General features: G+C 58.1%; 12 protein-coding genes and 1 pseudogene. All 13 read right to left on the reverse strand.

Annotated features, from left to right (window positions below; all coding sequences use genetic code 11):
* Nucleotides 1-192, reverse strand: a pseudogene (locus INF58_RS20960) (hypothetical protein); the annotation flags it as partial.
* A complete protein-coding gene (locus tag INF58_RS12100; RefSeq protein WP_227415082.1) occupies nucleotides 189-4,550 on the reverse strand; it encodes an RHS repeat-associated core domain-containing protein in 4,362 nt (1,453 codons plus the stop codon). The gene INF58_RS12100 and the pseudogene INF58_RS20960, both read right to left, overlap by 4 nt.
* A 3-nt stretch (nucleotides 4,551-4,553) precedes the next feature.
* Nucleotides 4,554-4,994: a DcrB-related protein gene (locus tag INF58_RS12105; RefSeq protein ID WP_193527759.1), complete on the reverse strand. Its 441-nt coding sequence runs from the start codon at nucleotides 4,992-4,994 to the stop codon at nucleotides 4,554-4,556.
* A gap of 76 nt (nucleotides 4,995-5,070) precedes the next feature.
* A complete protein-coding gene (locus INF58_RS12110; protein WP_370552659.1) occupies nucleotides 5,071-5,913 on the reverse strand; it encodes a hypothetical protein in 843 nt (280 codons plus the stop codon).
* A 76-nt stretch (nucleotides 5,914-5,989) separates the two neighbouring features.
* Nucleotides 5,990-6,502, reverse strand: coding sequence for a hypothetical protein (locus INF58_RS12115; RefSeq protein ID WP_227415083.1), 513 nt, complete (start codon nucleotides 6,500-6,502; stop codon nucleotides 5,990-5,992).
* Nucleotides 6,483-9,023 carry a type VI secretion system Vgr family protein gene (locus INF58_RS12120; protein WP_193527760.1) on the reverse strand — a complete coding sequence of 847 codons (2,541 nt, stop codon included), beginning with the start codon at nucleotides 9,021-9,023 and terminating at the stop codon, nucleotides 6,483-6,485. Before INF58_RS12120 ends, INF58_RS12115 begins: the two co-directional genes overlap by 20 nt.
* Before the next feature lie 84 nt (nucleotides 9,024-9,107).
* Nucleotides 9,108-9,524: a hypothetical protein gene (locus INF58_RS12125; RefSeq protein ID WP_227415084.1), complete on the reverse strand. Its 417-nt coding sequence runs from the start codon at nucleotides 9,522-9,524 to the stop codon at nucleotides 9,108-9,110.
* A 52-nt stretch (nucleotides 9,525-9,576) separates the two neighbouring features.
* Nucleotides 9,577-10,338: an ankyrin repeat domain-containing protein gene (locus INF58_RS12130; protein ID WP_370552660.1), complete on the reverse strand. Its 762-nt coding sequence runs from the start codon at nucleotides 10,336-10,338 to the stop codon at nucleotides 9,577-9,579.
* Nucleotides 10,335-11,801, reverse strand: coding sequence for a phospholipase (locus INF58_RS12135; RefSeq protein ID WP_193527762.1), 1,467 nt, complete (start codon nucleotides 11,799-11,801; stop codon nucleotides 10,335-10,337). The genes INF58_RS12130 and INF58_RS12135 overlap by 4 nt, the downstream gene beginning before the upstream one ends.
* A gap of 25 nt (nucleotides 11,802-11,826) precedes the next feature.
* Complete coding sequence (locus tag INF58_RS12140) at nucleotides 11,827-13,260, reverse strand: serine/threonine-protein kinase (protein ID WP_193527763.1); 1,434 nt, start codon at nucleotides 13,258-13,260, stop codon at nucleotides 11,827-11,829.
* 24 nt (nucleotides 13,261-13,284) lie between these two features.
* Nucleotides 13,285-15,900, reverse strand: coding sequence for a type VI secretion system ATPase TssH (gene tssH / locus INF58_RS12145; RefSeq protein ID WP_193527764.1), 2,616 nt, complete (start codon nucleotides 15,898-15,900; stop codon nucleotides 13,285-13,287).
* 38 nt (nucleotides 15,901-15,938) lie between these two features.
* Complete coding sequence (gene tssG / locus INF58_RS12150) at nucleotides 15,939-16,982, reverse strand: type VI secretion system baseplate subunit TssG (protein ID WP_064910445.1); 1,044 nt, start codon at nucleotides 16,980-16,982, stop codon at nucleotides 15,939-15,941.
* On the reverse strand, nucleotides 16,979-18,850 hold the full coding sequence (gene tssF / locus INF58_RS12155) for a type VI secretion system baseplate subunit TssF (protein ID WP_193527765.1): 1,872 nt from the start codon (nucleotides 18,848-18,850) through the stop codon (nucleotides 16,979-16,981). Before tssF ends, tssG begins: the two co-directional genes overlap by 4 nt.

The following is an 18,850-nucleotide window of genomic DNA, read 5'->3' on the forward strand; positions in this document are numbered from 1 at the left end:
TAACTCATCTAGCCCATTTACTTTTAATCCTGTAAATTTTGAGTTCTCTTTATGCGCTTTCATTATTCGCAACTCATCTCGCGCATTGCTTATAAATGAGGCACATTGTAGATTATTCTTTTCATTTAAAAAAGAACGAAATTGATCCGGTATATTATCTATAGCATACTCAATAAGGTTATCATTTCTCATGGTAAGAACACCTCAACATCGCCACTTCTTATCCCTTTAAGTAAGATTTCGCGTTCCATCCATTCATCAAAAGAATACTCCCACGACCACGAATCGCCAGGTTTGGGAGCACCAACTTTAACTCTCAATATGACTCCATCAGGTCCTGCGAAGTTTCTGGCTACCTCTGGACTATCTGTCCACGACGTATATGGACTGATACTAGATACCCCACCGAAATTATGTTGTTCTGGAGTTATCGATGAATTAACATCTCCTGGTATTACCTTGCCACGAAGAGCATTTTCCCATTCGGGATGATCTTTATGTATACCTCGGTAATTATACTGTCCTAGTTCCGCATCCGGCAGATGTTTATCGGGTTTACAAGGAGTCAACCCCCACGGATCCACCCACCCCAGCGCATTCGGCGCATACTGGTAAAGGTTTACCCCCCCCGCCAGCCCTATCGGGTCCTGCTGCGTAAACCTTCCGCAGTCCGGGTCGTAATACCGAAACAGATTGTAGTGCAGCCCTGTCTCACGATCCAGGTATTGCCCCTGCATGCGCAGGTTCTGGGAATATCCTGATACCTGCGTCTCGCTTTCCCGCAACAGCTTGCCCCAGGCACTGTTTACCCCTTCCCAGCGCACCTGTCCTTCGCTATCCGTCATCCGCTCCGGCGTGCCGTTCGGCTGGCAGTGGAACCAGAAGATCTCCGGGGCATCAACCCCGTCGATACGCGCCAGCGGATCGTAGCTGTCCTGATCGCTGTAGACGTAGGTCAGCGGCACTTCTCCGTGCACTTCCTGCAACAGGCGGAACCCTTCCCAGACGAACCGCGTGGTGACAGGCTTACCGGTTGGCTGGCCGCCCAGCATCTGGCGGCGCGTTTTGCTGATGCGTCGCCCGAGCGGATCGTAGAGGAAGCTGACCTGCGTCTGCGGCCTGTTGCAGTCCCGCGGCTGGCTGATGACCTCCGTCAGGCGGTGCTCACCGTCGTAGCGGTAGTGCCAGCGGGTCTGGCCGTTATCTTTCTCCACGGTGCGGCCGTGGATGTCATAGCGCCAGTGAATGCCGTTCAGCTGCGTCAGGCGGTTGTGCGTGACCTTCTCGGTAGAACCTTCTAGCGGGTTACCGGCTGCATCCCAGCGCCACTGCTCCTGGCCGGGCAGCGTGCCGTCCTGAACCAGCAGACGTCCGGCGCTGTCGTACTGCCAGCGGTACCAGCTGAACGGATTATCGTCCCGCTCTTCGCGAACCAGGTTATTACGGTAGTCGTAATCCCAGCGGCGGGACCAGCGGCGCGGCGACGGGCGCTGGGCGTTGCCGGTAAAGACGTCCCGCCGATGCAGGCGACCAAGGCGGTCGTATTCGCTGCGGGTGGTCAGCAGCCCCTGCGTGCGGCTGGTCTCGCGGTGAAGCTCGTCGCGGGTAAAGTCGGAGACCGACAGCTTATCGAGGGCAATGCTGAGCAAATGTCCGCTGCCGTAGTAGAACTGTTTCAGCTCACGGCCATCGGGCAGCGTGACGGAGGTGCGGTTGCCCAGCGCATCATATTCCCACGTCAGCTCCCCGTGCTCGCCCGCTTCGCGCGTCACGCGGCCGAGCGCGTCATACTCAAAGGCGAGCTCCTGCTCCGCCTCGGTGCTCCATGCATCGGCTGAAAGCGCAGGATGCAGCCCAATCCGGCTTAACAGCCCGGACGGCGTGTAGTGGTAGCGGGTCTGCCCTTCCGGCGTGGTGCGGGCCACCAGCTGACCGCTCGCGCTCCAGGCGAAGGCATGGGTGATGGCCTCCGGATGTCCGGCGGCAAAGGTGCGTGCTATCGTGCGGCCACAGGCATCGTAGCGATACTGCGAGGCCACGCCATCGAGCCCCACCTCTTCCATCAACAGCGAGTCTGCGCCCCAGATAAACCGGTACGCTTCGCCGTTTTCGTTTTCCAGAGCAATCAGACGCCCGCGGCTGTCCCAGCGGCGACGAACCTCTTCACCCTGCGTATTACGCGTGGCGGTTAAACGCCCCGCGTCATCGTATTTAAACTCGCTCTCTTTCCCGTCGGCACCTGCATGCTTTACCGGCAGGCCACGCTCGTTCCATTTGAGCGACTCTGTCCACCCTTCCGGGCGATCGAGCTGTACCGGACGCCCCGCGGCATCGTAGCGGTAGCGCGTCTCTTCGCCGTCAGCGCTGATCTCAGCCACCAGCCAGCCCAGCGGATGATAGCGATACTGAGTAACCCGACCAGAGCAGTCCGTGGCGCGAACCACCTGTCCGGCCTCGTTGTACTCCTGGAAGCGGCTGTTGCCGGCGGCATCCACCTCTTCAACCACCTGCCCATACTCGTCCCGACGCAGTTGCGTAACGTGCCCGATTGGATCGACCACGCGCTTCAGCCCGTGATGTTCGTCGTACCAGAAGCGGGTCGCGCTACCGTCTGCTTCAATGATTGACGCCGGAAGCGCACGGTGCTCCAGCCAGGTGGTGGTGCGGGCGTTACCGTCTGCGTCGATCTCCTGCACCCGATTGCCCATCTCGTCATAGACGAAGGTGACGGCATTGCCGAGCGGATCGATGCGGCGCGTAAGGAGCTCGTTGTCATCCCACTCGTAGCGCCAGTTCTCGCCGCGCTCGTCAACGTAGCGAACAATCAGGCTCTGCGCGTTCCAGTAGTGCTTTCGCGTCTGTCCATCGTAGTGCTCGACGGTGGTCAGCCCGGCGGTTAAATCGTAGCTAAAGCGGCAGCCGTCGCCGGTGCTGGTGCGATTTTCCACCACGCGCCAGTGGTCGAATTTTTGCCAGCGGTATTCGCTCTCCAGCCCGCCCGGCAGGCGGTGCCAGACCATCAGGCCGTTATCGTTATAACGGTATTCACGGGTCACTACGCCGGAGGCATCCGTCGCGCTGGCCAGCTGGCCGCGCCCGTCGTAGCCCCACTGCATCAGCGGCCAGGTGCGGCTTCCGTCAAAATGGCTCGCCGAGGTAACGCGCTGCGGGAAACGCTCGTCCTCATAGCGCAGGGTGACGTCAATCGCCCGCGGCTCGTCGTGAAGACCGACCAGCCTGCCGTGCTCGTCCCACTCCGTCAGCAGCGCGTTGCCGTATTCATCGCTGAGGGACGCCAGACGCAGGATGGAGGGGTTAGCGCGGGTCGGTTTATACAGACGCCACACCGCGCCGTCATCGTCGGCAATCGCCACGTCGCCGCTGTCATTGCGACGGATAATAATGCCTTCGCTAATGCTGTAAAACGCGCGGTCGACAGGTGGCAGCGCAAAGCTCAGCTCGCGCCCGGTTTCGTCGAACCAGGTGGCGTTGTTTTCTTCCAGCGTCAGGTAGCTGTCAAAGGTGGTTGCCCAGCCGAGGCCAAACAGCCCTTCGCGGGTAGTCAGGCTGTTGTAGCTGCGCTGCCAGCGCAAAGGAAAGCGCCCCGGCAGCGAGAAATCGAGCTCATCGTCGTCATTCAGCACCTTCACGCCGGTGGCGGCGTGAACCGGGTGCGAGGAGCCGAACACGGCGTTGACCGCCATATCGGCCAGCATCCCGCCGCCGGCAGACGCCAGCGCGCAGGGCATGTTTTTCAAAATCTTGCCAGGACGCCCGCGCAGCAGGGAGAGCGCAATCATCCCCAGCGCCAGGCCCGGCGTTTTGCCGCTTTTGATGTCGCGGACCGTCAGCGTGTCGCCGCCGATGATCACGTTCGGGGAGACGTCGTCGGACACGGTGCCCTCGCAGGTGGTGCGATCTTTCGCGCGCACTGCGGGCTGCCCGTTGATGAAGACGCTTTTGGAGCCTTCCGCCAGATACTGCGGCCCGGAGTGTTTATCGCACGCCACCTTGTCTTCTTCCAGCGGCGAGGTGCCGGCAGCGGCAGAGGCCACGCTCGGCTGCCACATTTCGCTGCCGAACTGTCCGGCGGCGGAAAGCAGCATGCCCGCGTAGTCGGCAAAGCTGCCCGGAGACTGCGGCTCAGGGGAAGGAGTATCGGCAGGCGTTAACGTCCCGGCTGCGCGTGCAGCCGGGATCGCATTGGTCAGAACGTTGCTGGAACCGGTGGTGATCTTACCCGCAGGCGACGGCGGGAAAAGCGCGTTACCCAGCCCTTCAGCGGCGTTGCTGATATCGTCGGTGATCCCGGCGACGTTCGCCAGAACCCCGCCGATAATGCCGCTCAACAGACAGCTGGAACCTATCGCCGCCACGCCTGCGGCAGCGGCCCCGGCACCCAGCAGCGGAGCCGCGGCGGTCGCTGCCGCGCCCACCGCCGCGCCGATCACCGCATAGGCGGCACCTTCCGCCACAATGCTGGTTATATCAGCAAAAATGCTGGAGTGAATAATCTCGTCGCCCTTACGGGCCGCGTTGTTATCGCTCATGCCTTACACATTCCGGTTGTCGTTTAGCGTCAGACTTTGCTTAAGCGCGCTCCAGCGCGCCTCGTCCTCTTCGGTGAAGGCTTTGAGCGACGAGAGGGTAAAAATCATCAATACCGGTTTGCCTGGTGTCTGCACGGCCAGCTGTTTTTGCCACAGGCGCTGGCCGTTACGGTCAAAGGTGGTTTCAACCTCCAGGCCGTTGATTTTTCCGTCAGGTCCCGCGTTGACGCGCTGGAATTCGCTCTGGGCGATCTCACCCATCTGAGGGCGCAGCACGTCCCACTGGCGGTGAAACTCTTTTTCGTAGTCGCTACCATCCGGGATGACGCCGCGGCTGACCACTACAGATAACCCGCTCTCGTCATCGCGAATGATGTTCATGCTGTTGTCCTGCCAGGCGGCAGGAAATAGGGTGAAGGAACCTTCCTGGAGGGTGTATTTCATAAGTGAACTCGGGATGATTAGTATTGAGAGAAATAACAGAGGCCAATCCACATTGGCCTTTTTACCGATGATTCTGTTATTTAAGCCACTGACCTGACTGTTCGACTAAAACATGGTTGCCTTTGCTGACAACCAATTTCGCAGGCGCATACGTCACGGTGTAAACGGTCTCGCCATTCTTGAAAGTTGAGCCGATTATTTTTCCTGCGGAGTCGTGTAACGTTTTTCCCTTTAAGGAGATCATACTATTATCGCTTTTGCGCATGCCGAGATAAGCCATCTGGTCACATTCGCTCTCAAAATGGCCGCACTTGTTTATCAGCGAAATAGCGAATTTATCGGTGTCCAGTTTTCTGGTTTCAGCGTTTTGAACCGAAGCGGCTTTACGTAACGTATACCGCAGCGGGGCATAGTAATTTCCATTTTGAGGAGGAGTTACTAAACGCCATTCCATTTCACGCCCCTTTATTTCCAGAACAGCCTGTCCGCCTACGCCGCCAAATGATGAGTTGAATTCAACGTTGGCATGATTGCCTGCGATCGTACCGCTAAGATTACGCTCATCATCCTCCGGGCAATCTATGCGGTTCCCTTTCTGGGATATATAGCAATAAGAGCCGGTGATACGGTTGCCTGATTCCGCTAACCGCAGGGTTAATGACGAGTCGTTCTCGACCCCGGCAGCCCAAATCCCGTCAAAAGGAACCTCACCGGTAACCTCCTCTTCCACCGGCACGTCGATTTTTCGGGCAATATCAGGAGTCCATCTGTCGCCCAGGGCGACAGATTTGTCTCTAATCTGTTTGGAAAAATCCTGTTCAGCCAGAATGGGTGGCATAGCCTGCGCTAATACTTCATAACTGCACAAAAAGGTCGAGATCAGGGTAAAACAAAGAGAAACAAAAAGGCGTTTATTCACGTTAATCGTCATTTGCTGGATAAATATTATGCTACTCACCACTTTAAAAAAACGGTGAGTAATGAAATCAGCATTCTTAGTCGGCGCTAATAGCAACCCCACCCAGGCAGTCAGGTTTTTTTACCGTGAAACTGAAGCTTATTTTTTGCCCATTCTTATCCTTTGGCGCTGTATAACTGGTCACTTCGTTCTCCGAACGGCCTCGCGGATAATCAGTTAACGTTAGTTGCGGATAATGTTTTTTAACGGTATCAAGAGTGATGCACTGGCCGGACGGTGCAAAATTCAGTAACGGTGCCATACCATCGCTTTCTTTACTTAAACGTAAATCTATTGCAGTAATGTTGGTTCCATCCGCGAGTTCAACATCGTCGGCATTGTAGAAATTGATATATTCATTCTGTTTCGTCAGCTTAAATGACAACGGAGCGTTATTCAGACTTGTAACGGACAACTTTTCGAGTGATGCGCTCATTTCTGTAATGAACTGCCAAAGATCCTGTTTCTGCATGTTACCTCCTGCCATTTCCGTCGTTAATAAAGCCGCAAGCACCGCACCAGTTTTTAGACTATGGATAATTTTTATCATACCAACCGCCATAATAATCTTCGTAAAATTGCCCTGTGTTCGACGTTTGTTCGCCTTTACCAAAGATACGGCCTATCTGCGTTCGCGCTTCACTTTCCTTAATAGTCCCTCGTTCGAGAGAATCATAGATGCGATTATATTGTGAATGATTTGCCGGATTGCCTGCAATACCTATATCTCCACCCTTATTGGCTAAGATTTCGCGTTGTACTCGAATATTGTTCAGCGTCGCAGCGCCCTCATCACTGAGAGCACTGTTGAGGTAAACATCACGCGATGAAAGATCAATGTTGGGTTCATATAAAGCGTGGCCACTTTCATGTGACAGAGACTGAACGACTGCATCCGGATTACCGAGCTCATTTTTATCAACGGTAATAACGCGCTTTTGACGATCGGCGTACGTCCCTTTACCTGCTTCACCCTTTTCAAATGTCCAGCCTCGTTTCTTTAAGGTTGCAATGTCATTCTTCATGGTAGGTGATTTGTCTACAAGGCTATCTACATCTTTGCCATAACCGCTTGAAGGCACACTGGACGTTGGGGGAGTAGCCGTTTTGGATGTTTCGGCAGGCGCACTGGCAGCCGCACCCGCCTTACTCTCCTTTCCCGGCGAAAATTTCTCCTGCACCGCCGCATCAATATCCCCTTTATGCCCTGATCCCGGCGCCGTCGTGCCCGGCTTGGTACCCGATGTATTCAGGTGCAGCTTGCCGCCAGTTGTAATGTGGCCATCCCCTTCAACGAAGAAGTTAAACTCTTTACCGATCAGGTTAATTTTGCCGTTAGCGTTAAGTTCAATCGCGCTTTCACCCGAGACCAGCCGCAGCTTCGTCCCGGACGCGATCACATACTGCTCCACCGCCGCATCCAGCTTGCCTTTCCCCGTCAGGATCTCGGTTCCGCCTTTCACGGCCTGGATCTGATTAGCCTCGACGCGATGCAGCTCATTTTTCTTCACGTAATGGCTGCGCGCCCCGCCGACGCTGTGCGTTTCATCATTTTTAACGCTGGTATCAAGATTGCGCTCGGCCTGGATCCACACCTGCTCCGCGCCCGCCTTGTCCTCAAAGCGCAGGGCGTTGGCGTTGTCCACAGAGCCGTCCTTCGTCCGGCTCATAAAACCCATCTGCGTTGCCGCTGCGGGCAGTGCCCACGGCGGCATGCTCGCGTCGTTGTACACGCGCCCGGTGATAATCGGACGGTCCGGATCGCCGTTGATAAAGTCCACCACCACCTCGTCGCCGACGCGCGGAATTTGCACCCCGCCGTAGCCCTGGCCTGCCCATGCGCTCGACACACGCACCCAGCAGGAGCTGGTGTCATCGCCCTTCGCCAGACGGTCCCAGTGGAACTTCACCTTCACCCGGCCATATTTGTCCGTCCAGATGCTCTCTCCCTGCGGCCCCACCACTTTCGCGGTCTGTGGGCCGTAGGTGCGCGGCCACGCCGTGGACTGCGCCGGACGGTACGACACCGCCGCCGGAATGACGCTGAAATCGGTGCGGTGAATGGTTTCCCCCTCGCCGCTCGCGTAGCGGTTCTCCTCGAAGTGATAGCCCGCCGCCGTGACCAGATACTCCCCGTTATCGCTGAAGAACGGCGCGTTGGTCAGGGTAAAGATGTGGCCCGGCGCAATGCCCGCTGCGGTAGCCGTCGCCTGAATCTGCTGGTGCTCCACCTGCCAGCGCTCCTGACGGATACGGGCGTAGAACTCCGCATGACCCGTCTCCACAAAGCGCCCCGGCCAGTCGTACACGTCTATGCTGCCCGGCTTCGGTGACGCCGGGTTCTGCTGGGCCTGGAACAGCCACGCGTTTGGCTTGCGGAAGTCGTAGTCGTCGAGGCTGTAAATCCCCGGCGTCACGCTGTCCTCCAGCGCCCACTGGCTGATGCCCTCTTCGTCCGTACTGCCGCCGGACGGCGTCTGGTGGTACGGGATGACCTCGTAGCCGCTGAACGGCTGATGCTGCGTCGCGGCATCGGTGAGTACCAGGGTGTGTTTGTCGGCCTCGTGGCTGAAGTAGTACGCAATCCCCTCCAGCTCCATCAGGCGGCTGATAAAGTCCAGGCTCGATTCCTGATACTGCACGCAGTAGTCCCACACCCGGTAGCTGCCGGTGAGCTTGTCTTCGAGGTTAACCTGATGCTCACCCAGCAGAGTTTTCACAATCTGCGGCACCGTCTGGCCCTGGAAGATCCGAAGGTTACGGTCGCGCTTCATCGGCCACAGGTCAGGCTCCACCGTTAGCTGGTACACCGCGTAGCGGGTGCCCGTCAGCTCCACGGCGCTCACCGCCACGCGCGTTACCTTGCCGTTGATGTAGCGGGGAGTGAGCAGGCTCTGCGTGGGGATGGTCACCGTGACCGGCTGACCGAGCAGCCTGCTGCGGTCAATGCGCGCATCCGTGCCGAGCAGGGTCAGCGTCAGCGCGAACGACTCGGACATCGCCTCGCGGCCGGAGAGTTTCCAGAAAAGCAGCCCTTCAACCGGGAGCTGAACGGTAATTCGGTTGAGCATAATCTTAATTCCATAATGGTTTATGCTGAGAATATTTTTAACGCAAGGCTTTTTTAAACGTGAATGTACTGGTTATTGGCCGTATTACTCTTTAACCGGGGGCCTTTCCCCTTCATATTTATAAATCCACAGGGAATAGATTTTCAGAAACTCTGACAAAAAGAACAAAAAGCCATTTAGCCAGACATTCATCACGCCCGTGAAACTTAACACCAGGGGAAAAAGGGAAACTGAGTAGCGAAATGTAACCAGACGCAGTATTTCCTGACAGAATGCCAGTCTGCTCGCGTATAAATTCCGGGCAAGGAAGCACCATGCTGAGGCAATAAAAGAGAGCAACAGCAAGAAATCGAGAATAAAAAAAAGAATAACCAGAGCGCTATACCCGCCAGCAGACAGCGTGTTCACAACCGTACTGAAGGCGTGTATATCGGAAATAAAAGGGATCCTGTCATGACGCACGGACTGGGCACAATAGAGCACAATGGCCAGGGCATCCATGCATCCCCAGAAAATGAAAACCTTATCTCTGACTTTCATGGCCGTTAAGCAATTACTTGACGGGCTGAGGTGGCCATTCGCCCCCCTTCTGGATGAGCTTCTCTTTTATTTCGTTTAATTTCTCGTACTGCTCACTGCCTCGGTCCAGTCCATTCAGCGCGTCCGCGAGCGCATTGCTCATCGACCAGCCATTTTTGGCCTTAATTGACGGATCCGCTCCACGATCGAGCAGCAACAAGACATGATCGTATGACTGGTTATCCAGCGCATCAAACACCAGCGTTTTACCCAGTGAGTTGGTTGAGTTGGCGTCAGCACCGCGATCGAGCATGGCTTCCAGCGTCTCTGTATTTTTCGCTTTAAGCGACTGGAAGACGATCGGTTCGTGGAAAACCTTATCTTTCACGTTGGGTGAGAGGCCACCGTCCAGCATCGCGTCGATCCAGTCCGCGCTGTCGCCCTTCAGGGCAAATTCAGCAGGACTGCTTTTTCCCTGTGGTCGAGGCTGGAGCGGATCTGCGCCGGCCTGAACAAGCAAAGTAATGACCTCTAAATGGTTCGACGTTTTTTTATCATTAATTGCGTTGCCAAGGGCCCAGAAAAGCAGGGTCATATCCTGCTTTCCTGGTTGATTAAGGTCGCTGTCCGGCGCAAGCGTCTTTACCGCATCGACGTCGCCTTCCTCAATCGCTTTCGCCAGTTCAAGCTGCTGGCCGCTGAAGTAGTCCTGTGGATTAAGTTCCATATCCTGCTTGCACCCCTGAATCATGAATAAAAAACATAACGCGACAAAAGCCATCAAACGTTTTTTCACAATCGACTCCCGATTATCGAAATATCCTCATTCTTCTGTTGCTCTATGCAATCTATCGCCTGGTTAATGCCATGGCGGTCCAGCGCGCTTCCGGTTCCACCAGGGAGATCGTGAGGAATTCCGGCAGCGTTGGGGCTCAGCGCAGAAATTTCCTCTTTGAGGATCCACGAAGGGACATGCCCTTTCATTGTTTTAAGATCTTCCCAGGGATTAACTTCCTGGATCCTGGTGAGCAGTTCACCTTCTACCCGATACGCCTGGATATTATCCGTACTGCCTAATAGCTTGCCGCCGTATTTTTCTACGGTTCCGGCATTCAGACCTGCGGCGTTGAACGTCCATCCCGCTTTCCCGCTGCCCATGGAGGTTGCAGAGGCGAGGCCACCGCCAAGGGAATGTCCGGCAATATCAATATTCTGGCCTGACCTTGCCAGCTCCTTACCAATACTCACGGCCTTTTTATAATAATCTGAAGCCATACCCATGCCCTGCGAGAAGTTATTCGACCAGTCAGCCCCGTTTACCACTGGTGCCAGCTCCCCTTTGGTCAGTAAAGAGGAGACATTCTCAGACAGTGAGGCGAAACCAGGCTCGCGCGATCCCCTGAATACCAGCGTGGGGTTCATGTCAGTGCCGAACACGTCCGGCTTCGGTTGATAGACGCGCGCCAGAAAATTGGGGGATGTGTCATCGTCAAAAAGCATCGATTTGTTCAGCCCGAACTTTCCTAACAGCGCATCGTCATTACTGATATCCGTCCACCCCTCCGGCACGCCGGGCGTGGCTTCCAGCGGGTTGACGGTCTTGTAAATATTCTCCGCCAGCTTCGCTTTTTCCACCGCGATATTATTCGCCGCCAGCCGCTTAGCCGCGATCTGCGCGTCCGGATACAGGCTGCTGCTCCCCTTCGCGATCAGATCTTTACGCGCCTGCCAGCGTTCTGCTTTGGTCATCTGCTGAAGCTGTGCGGCATAGGTTTTGCCGTCTTTGCCCGGGGTCGGCTCGTCCGGCACCTGCGCCGCTTTCGATTTCACCACCTGCTTCGGCAGTACCGTTGGCGCAGGGCGAGAACCATACGTTCTCACCATGGTTTCATAACGGTCGACAATCGTACTCACCGGATACCAGCCCAGCCCGACCAGGGACGCAGCCTGAAGTTGCCCTTTGGCGTTGATATAAAAAATTTCCGTTACTGATGACCAGTCACGAAAACTTTCATCAATGGCGACCACCCTGCCCATCTCCAGATCCTGCGCGATCAGCGTGCGGGTATCACGCCCGGACTGATAAGGATTCGCGCCGGTGATCGTGCGCAGCAAATCGTAGCGCGTGAAGAGCGAGCGCAGCGAGTGGTCGGGAACCGACATAATCCACTGCCCGGCAACGGACGGGCGGATAATTTTCGCAAACAGCGCCGGCGAGACGTTCTCGTGGAAAAGATAGACAAACTTGATGTTATACATTCGCTCCGTCCTGTTACCCGCAGGCTTACGGATTCACCAGCCAGGTGCCTGGCTTCGCAATATCCAGCGTCTGGGTACGCGTTCTTCCATTGCCTTCCAGTTCAATACGTGTTTCACCCGCCGGCAGTTTCAGCGATGCGTAACCGTTATTGCCCGGACGCAGCGCTTTCGGCTCGCCGTTAACCTTCAGCGTCTCGCCATCCAGCATGCGGATATAGACCAGCGCGACCGGGCTGGCGTCGACTGGCGGCGCACTCTGCTGTGCCGTAGCCGGTGGCACAACCGGTTCGCTCACCTCTGCGGTTGCCGGTTTGGTTTCCGGTGCGGCGGCGGTGTTAGCCGGAGGACTCACGGCAGGCGTTTGCGCCGTCTGCGTTGGCGTATCCTGACTGCCGCCGCCGAACAGCATCGCGCCGGCTACAACCCCAACCAGCACGCCCGCAGCAACCAGACCCGGCAGCTTGTAACGTCGCCAGTCCAGCGCGGAAGCAGACGCTTCCTCTTCCACCGGCACCAGCATCGTGCCGGTCTTTTTCGCGGTCAGCACCTCGTCGATACCGGCGACGGGCATCTCGATCAGCGCCGCGAACGCCTCAATGGATTGCGGACGGTCTTCCATATGCAGCGCCAGCGCCTTGTCGATGGCCTGTAGCAGCGGGATGGAATACCCCTGCGGCATCAGCTCCACCAGCGGTTTGCAGGTGTCCTGAATCGAACGCACCACGCTGACCGGCGGCGGTGAGCCCACGATGAGGGTGCGCAGCACGGCGCCGAGCGCGTAGATATCCGTCCACGGCCCCTGCTCGCTTTCATTGTCGTCGGTGTACTGCTCGATAGGCGCAAATCCCGGACGCAGCATGGTTTCCGTCTCGTCCGAAAGGTTGCCGATGGTGCGGCGCGCCGAACCGAAATCGAGCAGCACCGGCAGGCCGTTATCCTGAATCTGAATGTTATCCAGCGAGATATCGCGGTGCAGATAGCCTTCGTCGTGGATCGTTTTGATGGCGCCAAACAGCATCGGCAACATACGGCGGATCCACGCCTCGTTAATCAGCTCCGGTTTTTCTTCGCGCAGACGCGACAGCGTGGTGCCGCTGTAAAACAGCGTCCCCATGTAGGCCGTGTCGTTTTGCACCCAGAAACGCAGCACGTGCAGCAGGTTCGGGTGGTTAAAGCGCGCCAGCAGGCGGGCTTCCTGGATGAAGCTGTTGAGGCCCGCAGAAAACGCTTTGCCAAAGCGCTCGCTGCGCAGCACCAGCGTCATATCCTCGCCGCGTACGGCGAGGGAGGAAGGCATAAACTCTTTGATAGCGATAGTGCGTTCGAGCTGGTGATCCCAGGCGCGATAGACGATGCCGAATCCGCCGCCGCCAATCACCTCTTTTATTTCAAACTCATTGAAACGGTACCCGACCGGGAGCGCGTTTGGGACAGTCCGATTGTTATCATTATCCGTCATCTTTTACAGTTCTCTTGATGATTATTACGCGGCAAACTGACAGTGGAACTCGCCCTGCTCGCAGGTGACGTGCAGACGTCGGTACTGCTCGTCGCTGCGGCTGGCGGTAAGTAAAATCTGGCTCATCTGAGGCAGCAACGTATTGGTCAGAATCGCATCGACCATACGTCCGCCCGACTCGACCTCGGTACAGCGCTGAACAATCTGTTCGACCACGCTGTCGTCAAATTCAGAAATAATGTTGTGATTCTCTTCCAGACGTCGCTGAATGCGCTTGAGCTGAAGACGGACAATCTGCCCCAGCATCTCGTCGCTCAGCGGGTAATACGGCACCACCAGCAGACGCCCCAGCAGCGCTGGCGGGAAGACCTCCAGCAGCGGCTGGCGCAGGGCGCCGCTCAGCGCATCGGGCTCCGGCATCAGCTCCGGGTCGGCGCACATGGCGCTGATCAGGTCGGTACCCACGTTAGACGTCAGAATAATAATGGTGTTACGGAAATCGATGTGACGCCCTTCGCCGTCCTCCATCCAGCCCTTGTCGAAGACCTGGAAGAAGATCTCGTGCACGTCAGGGTGCGCTTTTTCAATTTCGTCCAGCAGCACCACGCTGTAGGGACGGCGGCGCACGGCCTCGGTTAAGACGCCGCCTTCACCATAGCCCACATAGCCCGGAGGCGCACCTTTTAACGTCGATACGGTGTGCGCTTCCTGGAATTCGCTCATGTTGATGGTGATGACGTTCTGCTCGCCGCCATAAAGCGACTCCGCCAGCGCCAGCGCGGTTTCGGTTTTACCCACGCCGGACGGCCCGCAGAGCATAAATACGCCGATCGGTTTGTTCGGATCGTCAAGCTTCGCGCGCGCGGTTTTCACCCGACGGGCGATCAGCTCCAGACCGTAGCGCTGGCCAATGACCCGCTGGTTCAGCGTGTCGGCCAGGTTAAGCACCGCGTCGATCTCATTTTTCACCATCCGGCCCAGCGGGATCCCGGTCCAGTCCGAAACCACCGCCGCCACCACGTTTTCATCCACCGCGGCAAACAGCAGCGGTTCGTCGCCCTGTAAGGTCGTCAGCGCCTGCTGCTGCTCCGCCAGCTGGCCGCGCAGTTCAGCCGTATCCTCATCACCCGCCGCAAACAGCGCGGCACGCAGGCGGATAATCTCCTGCACCCGCGTACGCTCTTCTTCCCAGCGGCGGGAAAGGGCTTCGCGTTGGGTTTCGAACGCGTCTCGCTCGGCTGTCAAGGTTGCCACGCGCGCCGGATCGCCTGCCCCCACGCGGGCTTCGCGTTCGGCAATCTCCAGCTCCACGTCCAGGGCCGCCAGATGACGCAGGCAGTCTTCCAGCTGGGCAGGCGGCGCGCTCTGGCTGACGGCCACGCGCGCACAGGCGGTATCCAGCAGCGCTACCGCTTTATCCGGCAGCTGACGCGCAGGAATATAGCGATGCGACAGCTTCACCGCCGCGCTGACCGCTTCGTCGAGAAGTAAAACCTGATGATGGGTTTCCAGCGGCGACACGGTGCTGCGGAGCATCAGTACGGCTTTCGCTTCATCCGGCTCGTGAACCTGTACGGTCTGGAAGCGGCGGGTCAGCGCCGGATCTTTCTCAATGTATTTTTTATATTCCGCCCAGGTGGTCGCGCCGATGGTGCGCAGCTGGCCGCGCGCCAGAGCTGGCTTGAGCAGGTTAGCGGCATCGCCGGTGCCCTGCTGCCCGCCTGCGCCAATCAGGGTGTGGATTTCATCGATAAACAGAATAATCGGCGTGGCGCTGGACTGCACCTCGTTAATCAGCGCCTGGAGGCGCGCTTCAAATTCCCCCTTCATGCCCGCCCCGGCCTGAAGCATGCCGATATCCAGCAGCCACAGCTGAACGTTTTGCAGCGGCTCCGGCACGTCGCCGTCGGCGATACGCAGCGCCAGCCCTTCCACAACCGCGGTTTTCCCGACGCCGGCTTCCCCGGTTAGCAAGGGGTTGTTCTGGCGACGACGCATCAGGATATCGACCATCTGGCGGATCTCTTCATCGCGCCCCACTACCGGGTCAATCTTGCCTTCCCGGGCGCGCGCCGTCAGATCCTGACCATACTGCGCCAGCGTGCCCTGCGCGGCCGGTACGGCACCGGCAGGCGCGTCCGCCGCGGCGGCAGCCTGCTGGCTCTCTTTGCTGTCGGCACAAATGGCGTCGAACTGCTCGATCAGCACCTCGACGTTAAGTCGGGTGAACTGCGCCGAAATGCTTTTCAGCACGTTAGCCAGATTCCACGTTTTCAGTATGCCGATCAGCAAATGGCCGCCGCGGATGCGGCTGACGCCAAACTTCAGCGAGCCGTAAACCCAGGCGCGCTCGACGGCGCTGTCGATATGCTCGGAAAGGTCAGAGACGGAACTGGCGCCGCGCGGCAGGGCATCCAGCGCCGCCACGATATCGCGCGTCAGCTGCTGTTCATCAAGGACGAAGTGACGGATGACCCGTTGCAGATCGCCATCCTGCTGCTGCATCAGCTGATGCAGCCAGTGCACCAGCTCAACGTACGGGTTGCCGCGCAGTTTGCAGAAGGCAGTCGCGCTCTCCAGAGAGGTAAATAACAGCGTATCCAGTTTGCCGAAAAGCACGGCACGGCTAATTTCTGACATGTTAGTTTCCATTAACAATGATTCGGTATACGGAAGGATTATCGCTCTGCGCGATACACCAGATCGCCACGCGGAACAGGCTGAGGCTGAAGGCCCAGCCAGGTGTTGTACCCTAATCGCCCGGCACTGCCGAGCGTGGCGCCCTGCACCGCATCGGCGCGCAGGATCACCCGTGTTTCCCATTCAAATTCCACCCCGGCATACTGTCGCACCCAGTCGCGCAGCTCGGTGACCCACCCTTCGCCCGGCAAAAAACGGTTGTACTCGTCTGCGCTTAAGGGGCCAATCTCCAGCCGAAACTTATGCTGCACGTCGCGTACCGCAATGCCGAGGAAGGCGGATTCCCCCATGCGCGGCAGGCGCCGCCCCTCACCCAGCTGTGCCTGCTCCCGCGTTGAGAGCGGCATCCACTGCGGGACGTTGGCCACCAGCCTGACCGGAACGTTGAAATAGTTGCGCAGGATCTTCTCCAGCCCTTCCGGATCACGCCCGTGGCGGGTCAGGTGCCCGGCGTGGGTAAAGCGGGCATGCGCGCTCAGGCTGCCTTTCGACATCTGACCGGGCTGGCCCATGCCAATCAGCGACGCCAGATACCCTTCGAAGCGCCTGTTGTCGTCGCGATCCAGTGAAACGGCAGGCTGCGCGTCCGCCCAGGCGCGGTAGAACAGCAGCGTCAGGCGGTGGTGAAAGAGGTCGGCAAACGCGCTGAGGCTGTGATCCTGATGATGATGAATACGCTCGCGGGCATACTCGGTCATGTGTACCGGCAGCGGGCCATTAGGACCAAACAGGCCGAAGCTCAGAATAGAAACCTCATGCAGCCCGTTCTCTTCTCGCTGCCGGACCTCGGCAACGGTTGACGGCGCAAAGCCCATCGAAGGCTGCTGACCAATACGCAGCGGCTCAAATTTCGGCAGCGGCGCGCGTCCCAGCGGATAACGTTCACCGCCCTGGGCATCAATGCGTCTTAACAGCTGGAACAGATCGTAGCGCCACGGCGTCTCGCGCACCCCGCGCCAGAAAGCATCGGGCAGCGGCGTCAGGCGATGCACGCGCAGCGTTGCAGGGGCAACCTCGCTCATACCAGCGCCCTTTTACCCATGCGCGGCGCCCAGTAGCCGATTTCGCCGCGCTGCTGGCTCTTGAGCGTGAATTCCGTAAAGCTGTTGATGGAGACCAGGCGGGCAAAAAGGCGCTCCAGCACGCTGCCGAATAGCCACGGGCTGGCGCCGGAAAAGGCGCGTTCATCCACGGTCAGGGTGATGCCGATCCCGCGGGCGAACACCACCGGGCCCGGCTCCGGCACGCGGCGGTGAACCGGCTCCAGCACGCAGTGGCGAACGCCATCCACCTGACGAGCAACCGGCGTCTCCGCCAGGTTGGCATACAGCCCTAACAGCTGACGCAGCGCGGCGGCGCCCTCTTCGTTTTCACTGTCCATCAGGCTGAGGTAATTCATTTGCAACTGGCTGATGAGTCGCCAGGTGCTGAACCCTTCCGCCAGCGCCGGACGCGGCGGCGTCGGGCCTTTGCGCAGGGTTAACGCCTTCACCGGCATGGAGTCGGCCATAATAAACTGCCCGAGCTCCTGCTGGAGCATCAGCGGCAGGTCGCGGCTGGTGCACAGAACCTCGGCGGAAATGTAGCGCAGGTTCTCCTGCCACGGCGCGTGCTGCGCATCCACCAGCGAGACAAAGACCTCCGAGCCGATATAGCCCGTGCGGGTGCCGTAGCGCAGCGCGTGTTCCGAGAGAACGCGCTGCTCGCGGCGCAGGGAAAAGTAGGCGCCGTAGTTACCCGCGTCGCCGCTCCAGGTACTCCAGAACGGTCGAAACGTCTGGTCGTCCCGCTGCCCGTCGGCGCTGGCGTAGATTTTTTTCACGGCATAAATTTCATAATCCAGCGGTCGGATGTTATCCACCACCAGATGGTATTCATGCTGGCCTTCGTTCAGCTTCTGTCGTGCAGCCACTTTCGGGAACAGGTTGATCACCGGCGTGCAGTGCAGCGCCAGGTGGCTGGCGTCCACTACGCGCTCCAGCTGATCGTCGCTCTTGTCGAGCAGAATAAAGATATCAAACGCCTTTTCATCTTCGCAGCGCTGGATCAGCTTGCCCAGCCCGCTCAGGCTGATGAAGCGAAAGCGTGCCGGGAACGCAAAGTACTCCTGCAACAGGCGATAGCCGTCAAAGTTGCGCAGATCGTCCGGGAGCAGCGCCTGGTTCGCGTCAAAGCCTTCCTGACGCAGGGCGTCAGACGACAATAGCTGGCGCTGGGGCTGCTTGCTGACCGTCTGGCAGACAATGCCCGCGTGGTGCTCCATGACCAGCTCCAGCAGCTTCAGCGCCTCGATGTCCGGGCCGCTTAAGAAGAACTCCAGGCGGTCAAAATCCAGGTGTCCAAGGTGCTGCGGGCCATCGCAGGCAATGCGGATCCGCAAGGCGCTGCTGATCCCCCGCTGGTTCAGGCCGAGCTGGGCCAGCGGCAGATCGGCGGGCACGCCGCCGAGCTCGATTCTGTCGATTTTTAGCGGCAGCAGGTTCACCTCGTGCGCCGTGGTATAGCTGCACGTGACGCCGGTTTTTTTCAGCGCCAGGCTGTCCATCATGGTGCCGCGCGGCACAATGAAGCCTTTGCTCAGGTCGCCGCGGCTGCTGTCGGGCTGAATTTCAGCGATCGCCATCGACGGCGTGGGCGCCAGATAATTCGGCGCAATCATCTCCAGCATGCGCTGTGAAAAGCGCGGGAACTCGGCGTCCATCTTCATCTGCACGCGGGAGGTCAGAAAGGCAAAACCTTCCATCAGCCGCTCGATGTATGGGTCCGCCACTTCGATGCCGCGCATACCAAGCCGCCCCGCCACCTTCGGGTAGCGTTCGGCGAACTCCGCGCCCATCTCGCGGAGATAGGCCAGTTCACGGTTGTAATATTCGAGCAGTTTGCTTTCCAT

It is taken from the genome of Enterobacter cloacae complex sp. P24RS (genome assembly GCF_014982165.1).
In the GTDB taxonomy this organism is placed as follows: Bacteria; Pseudomonadota; Gammaproteobacteria; order Enterobacterales; family Enterobacteriaceae; genus Enterobacter; species Enterobacter quasihormaechei.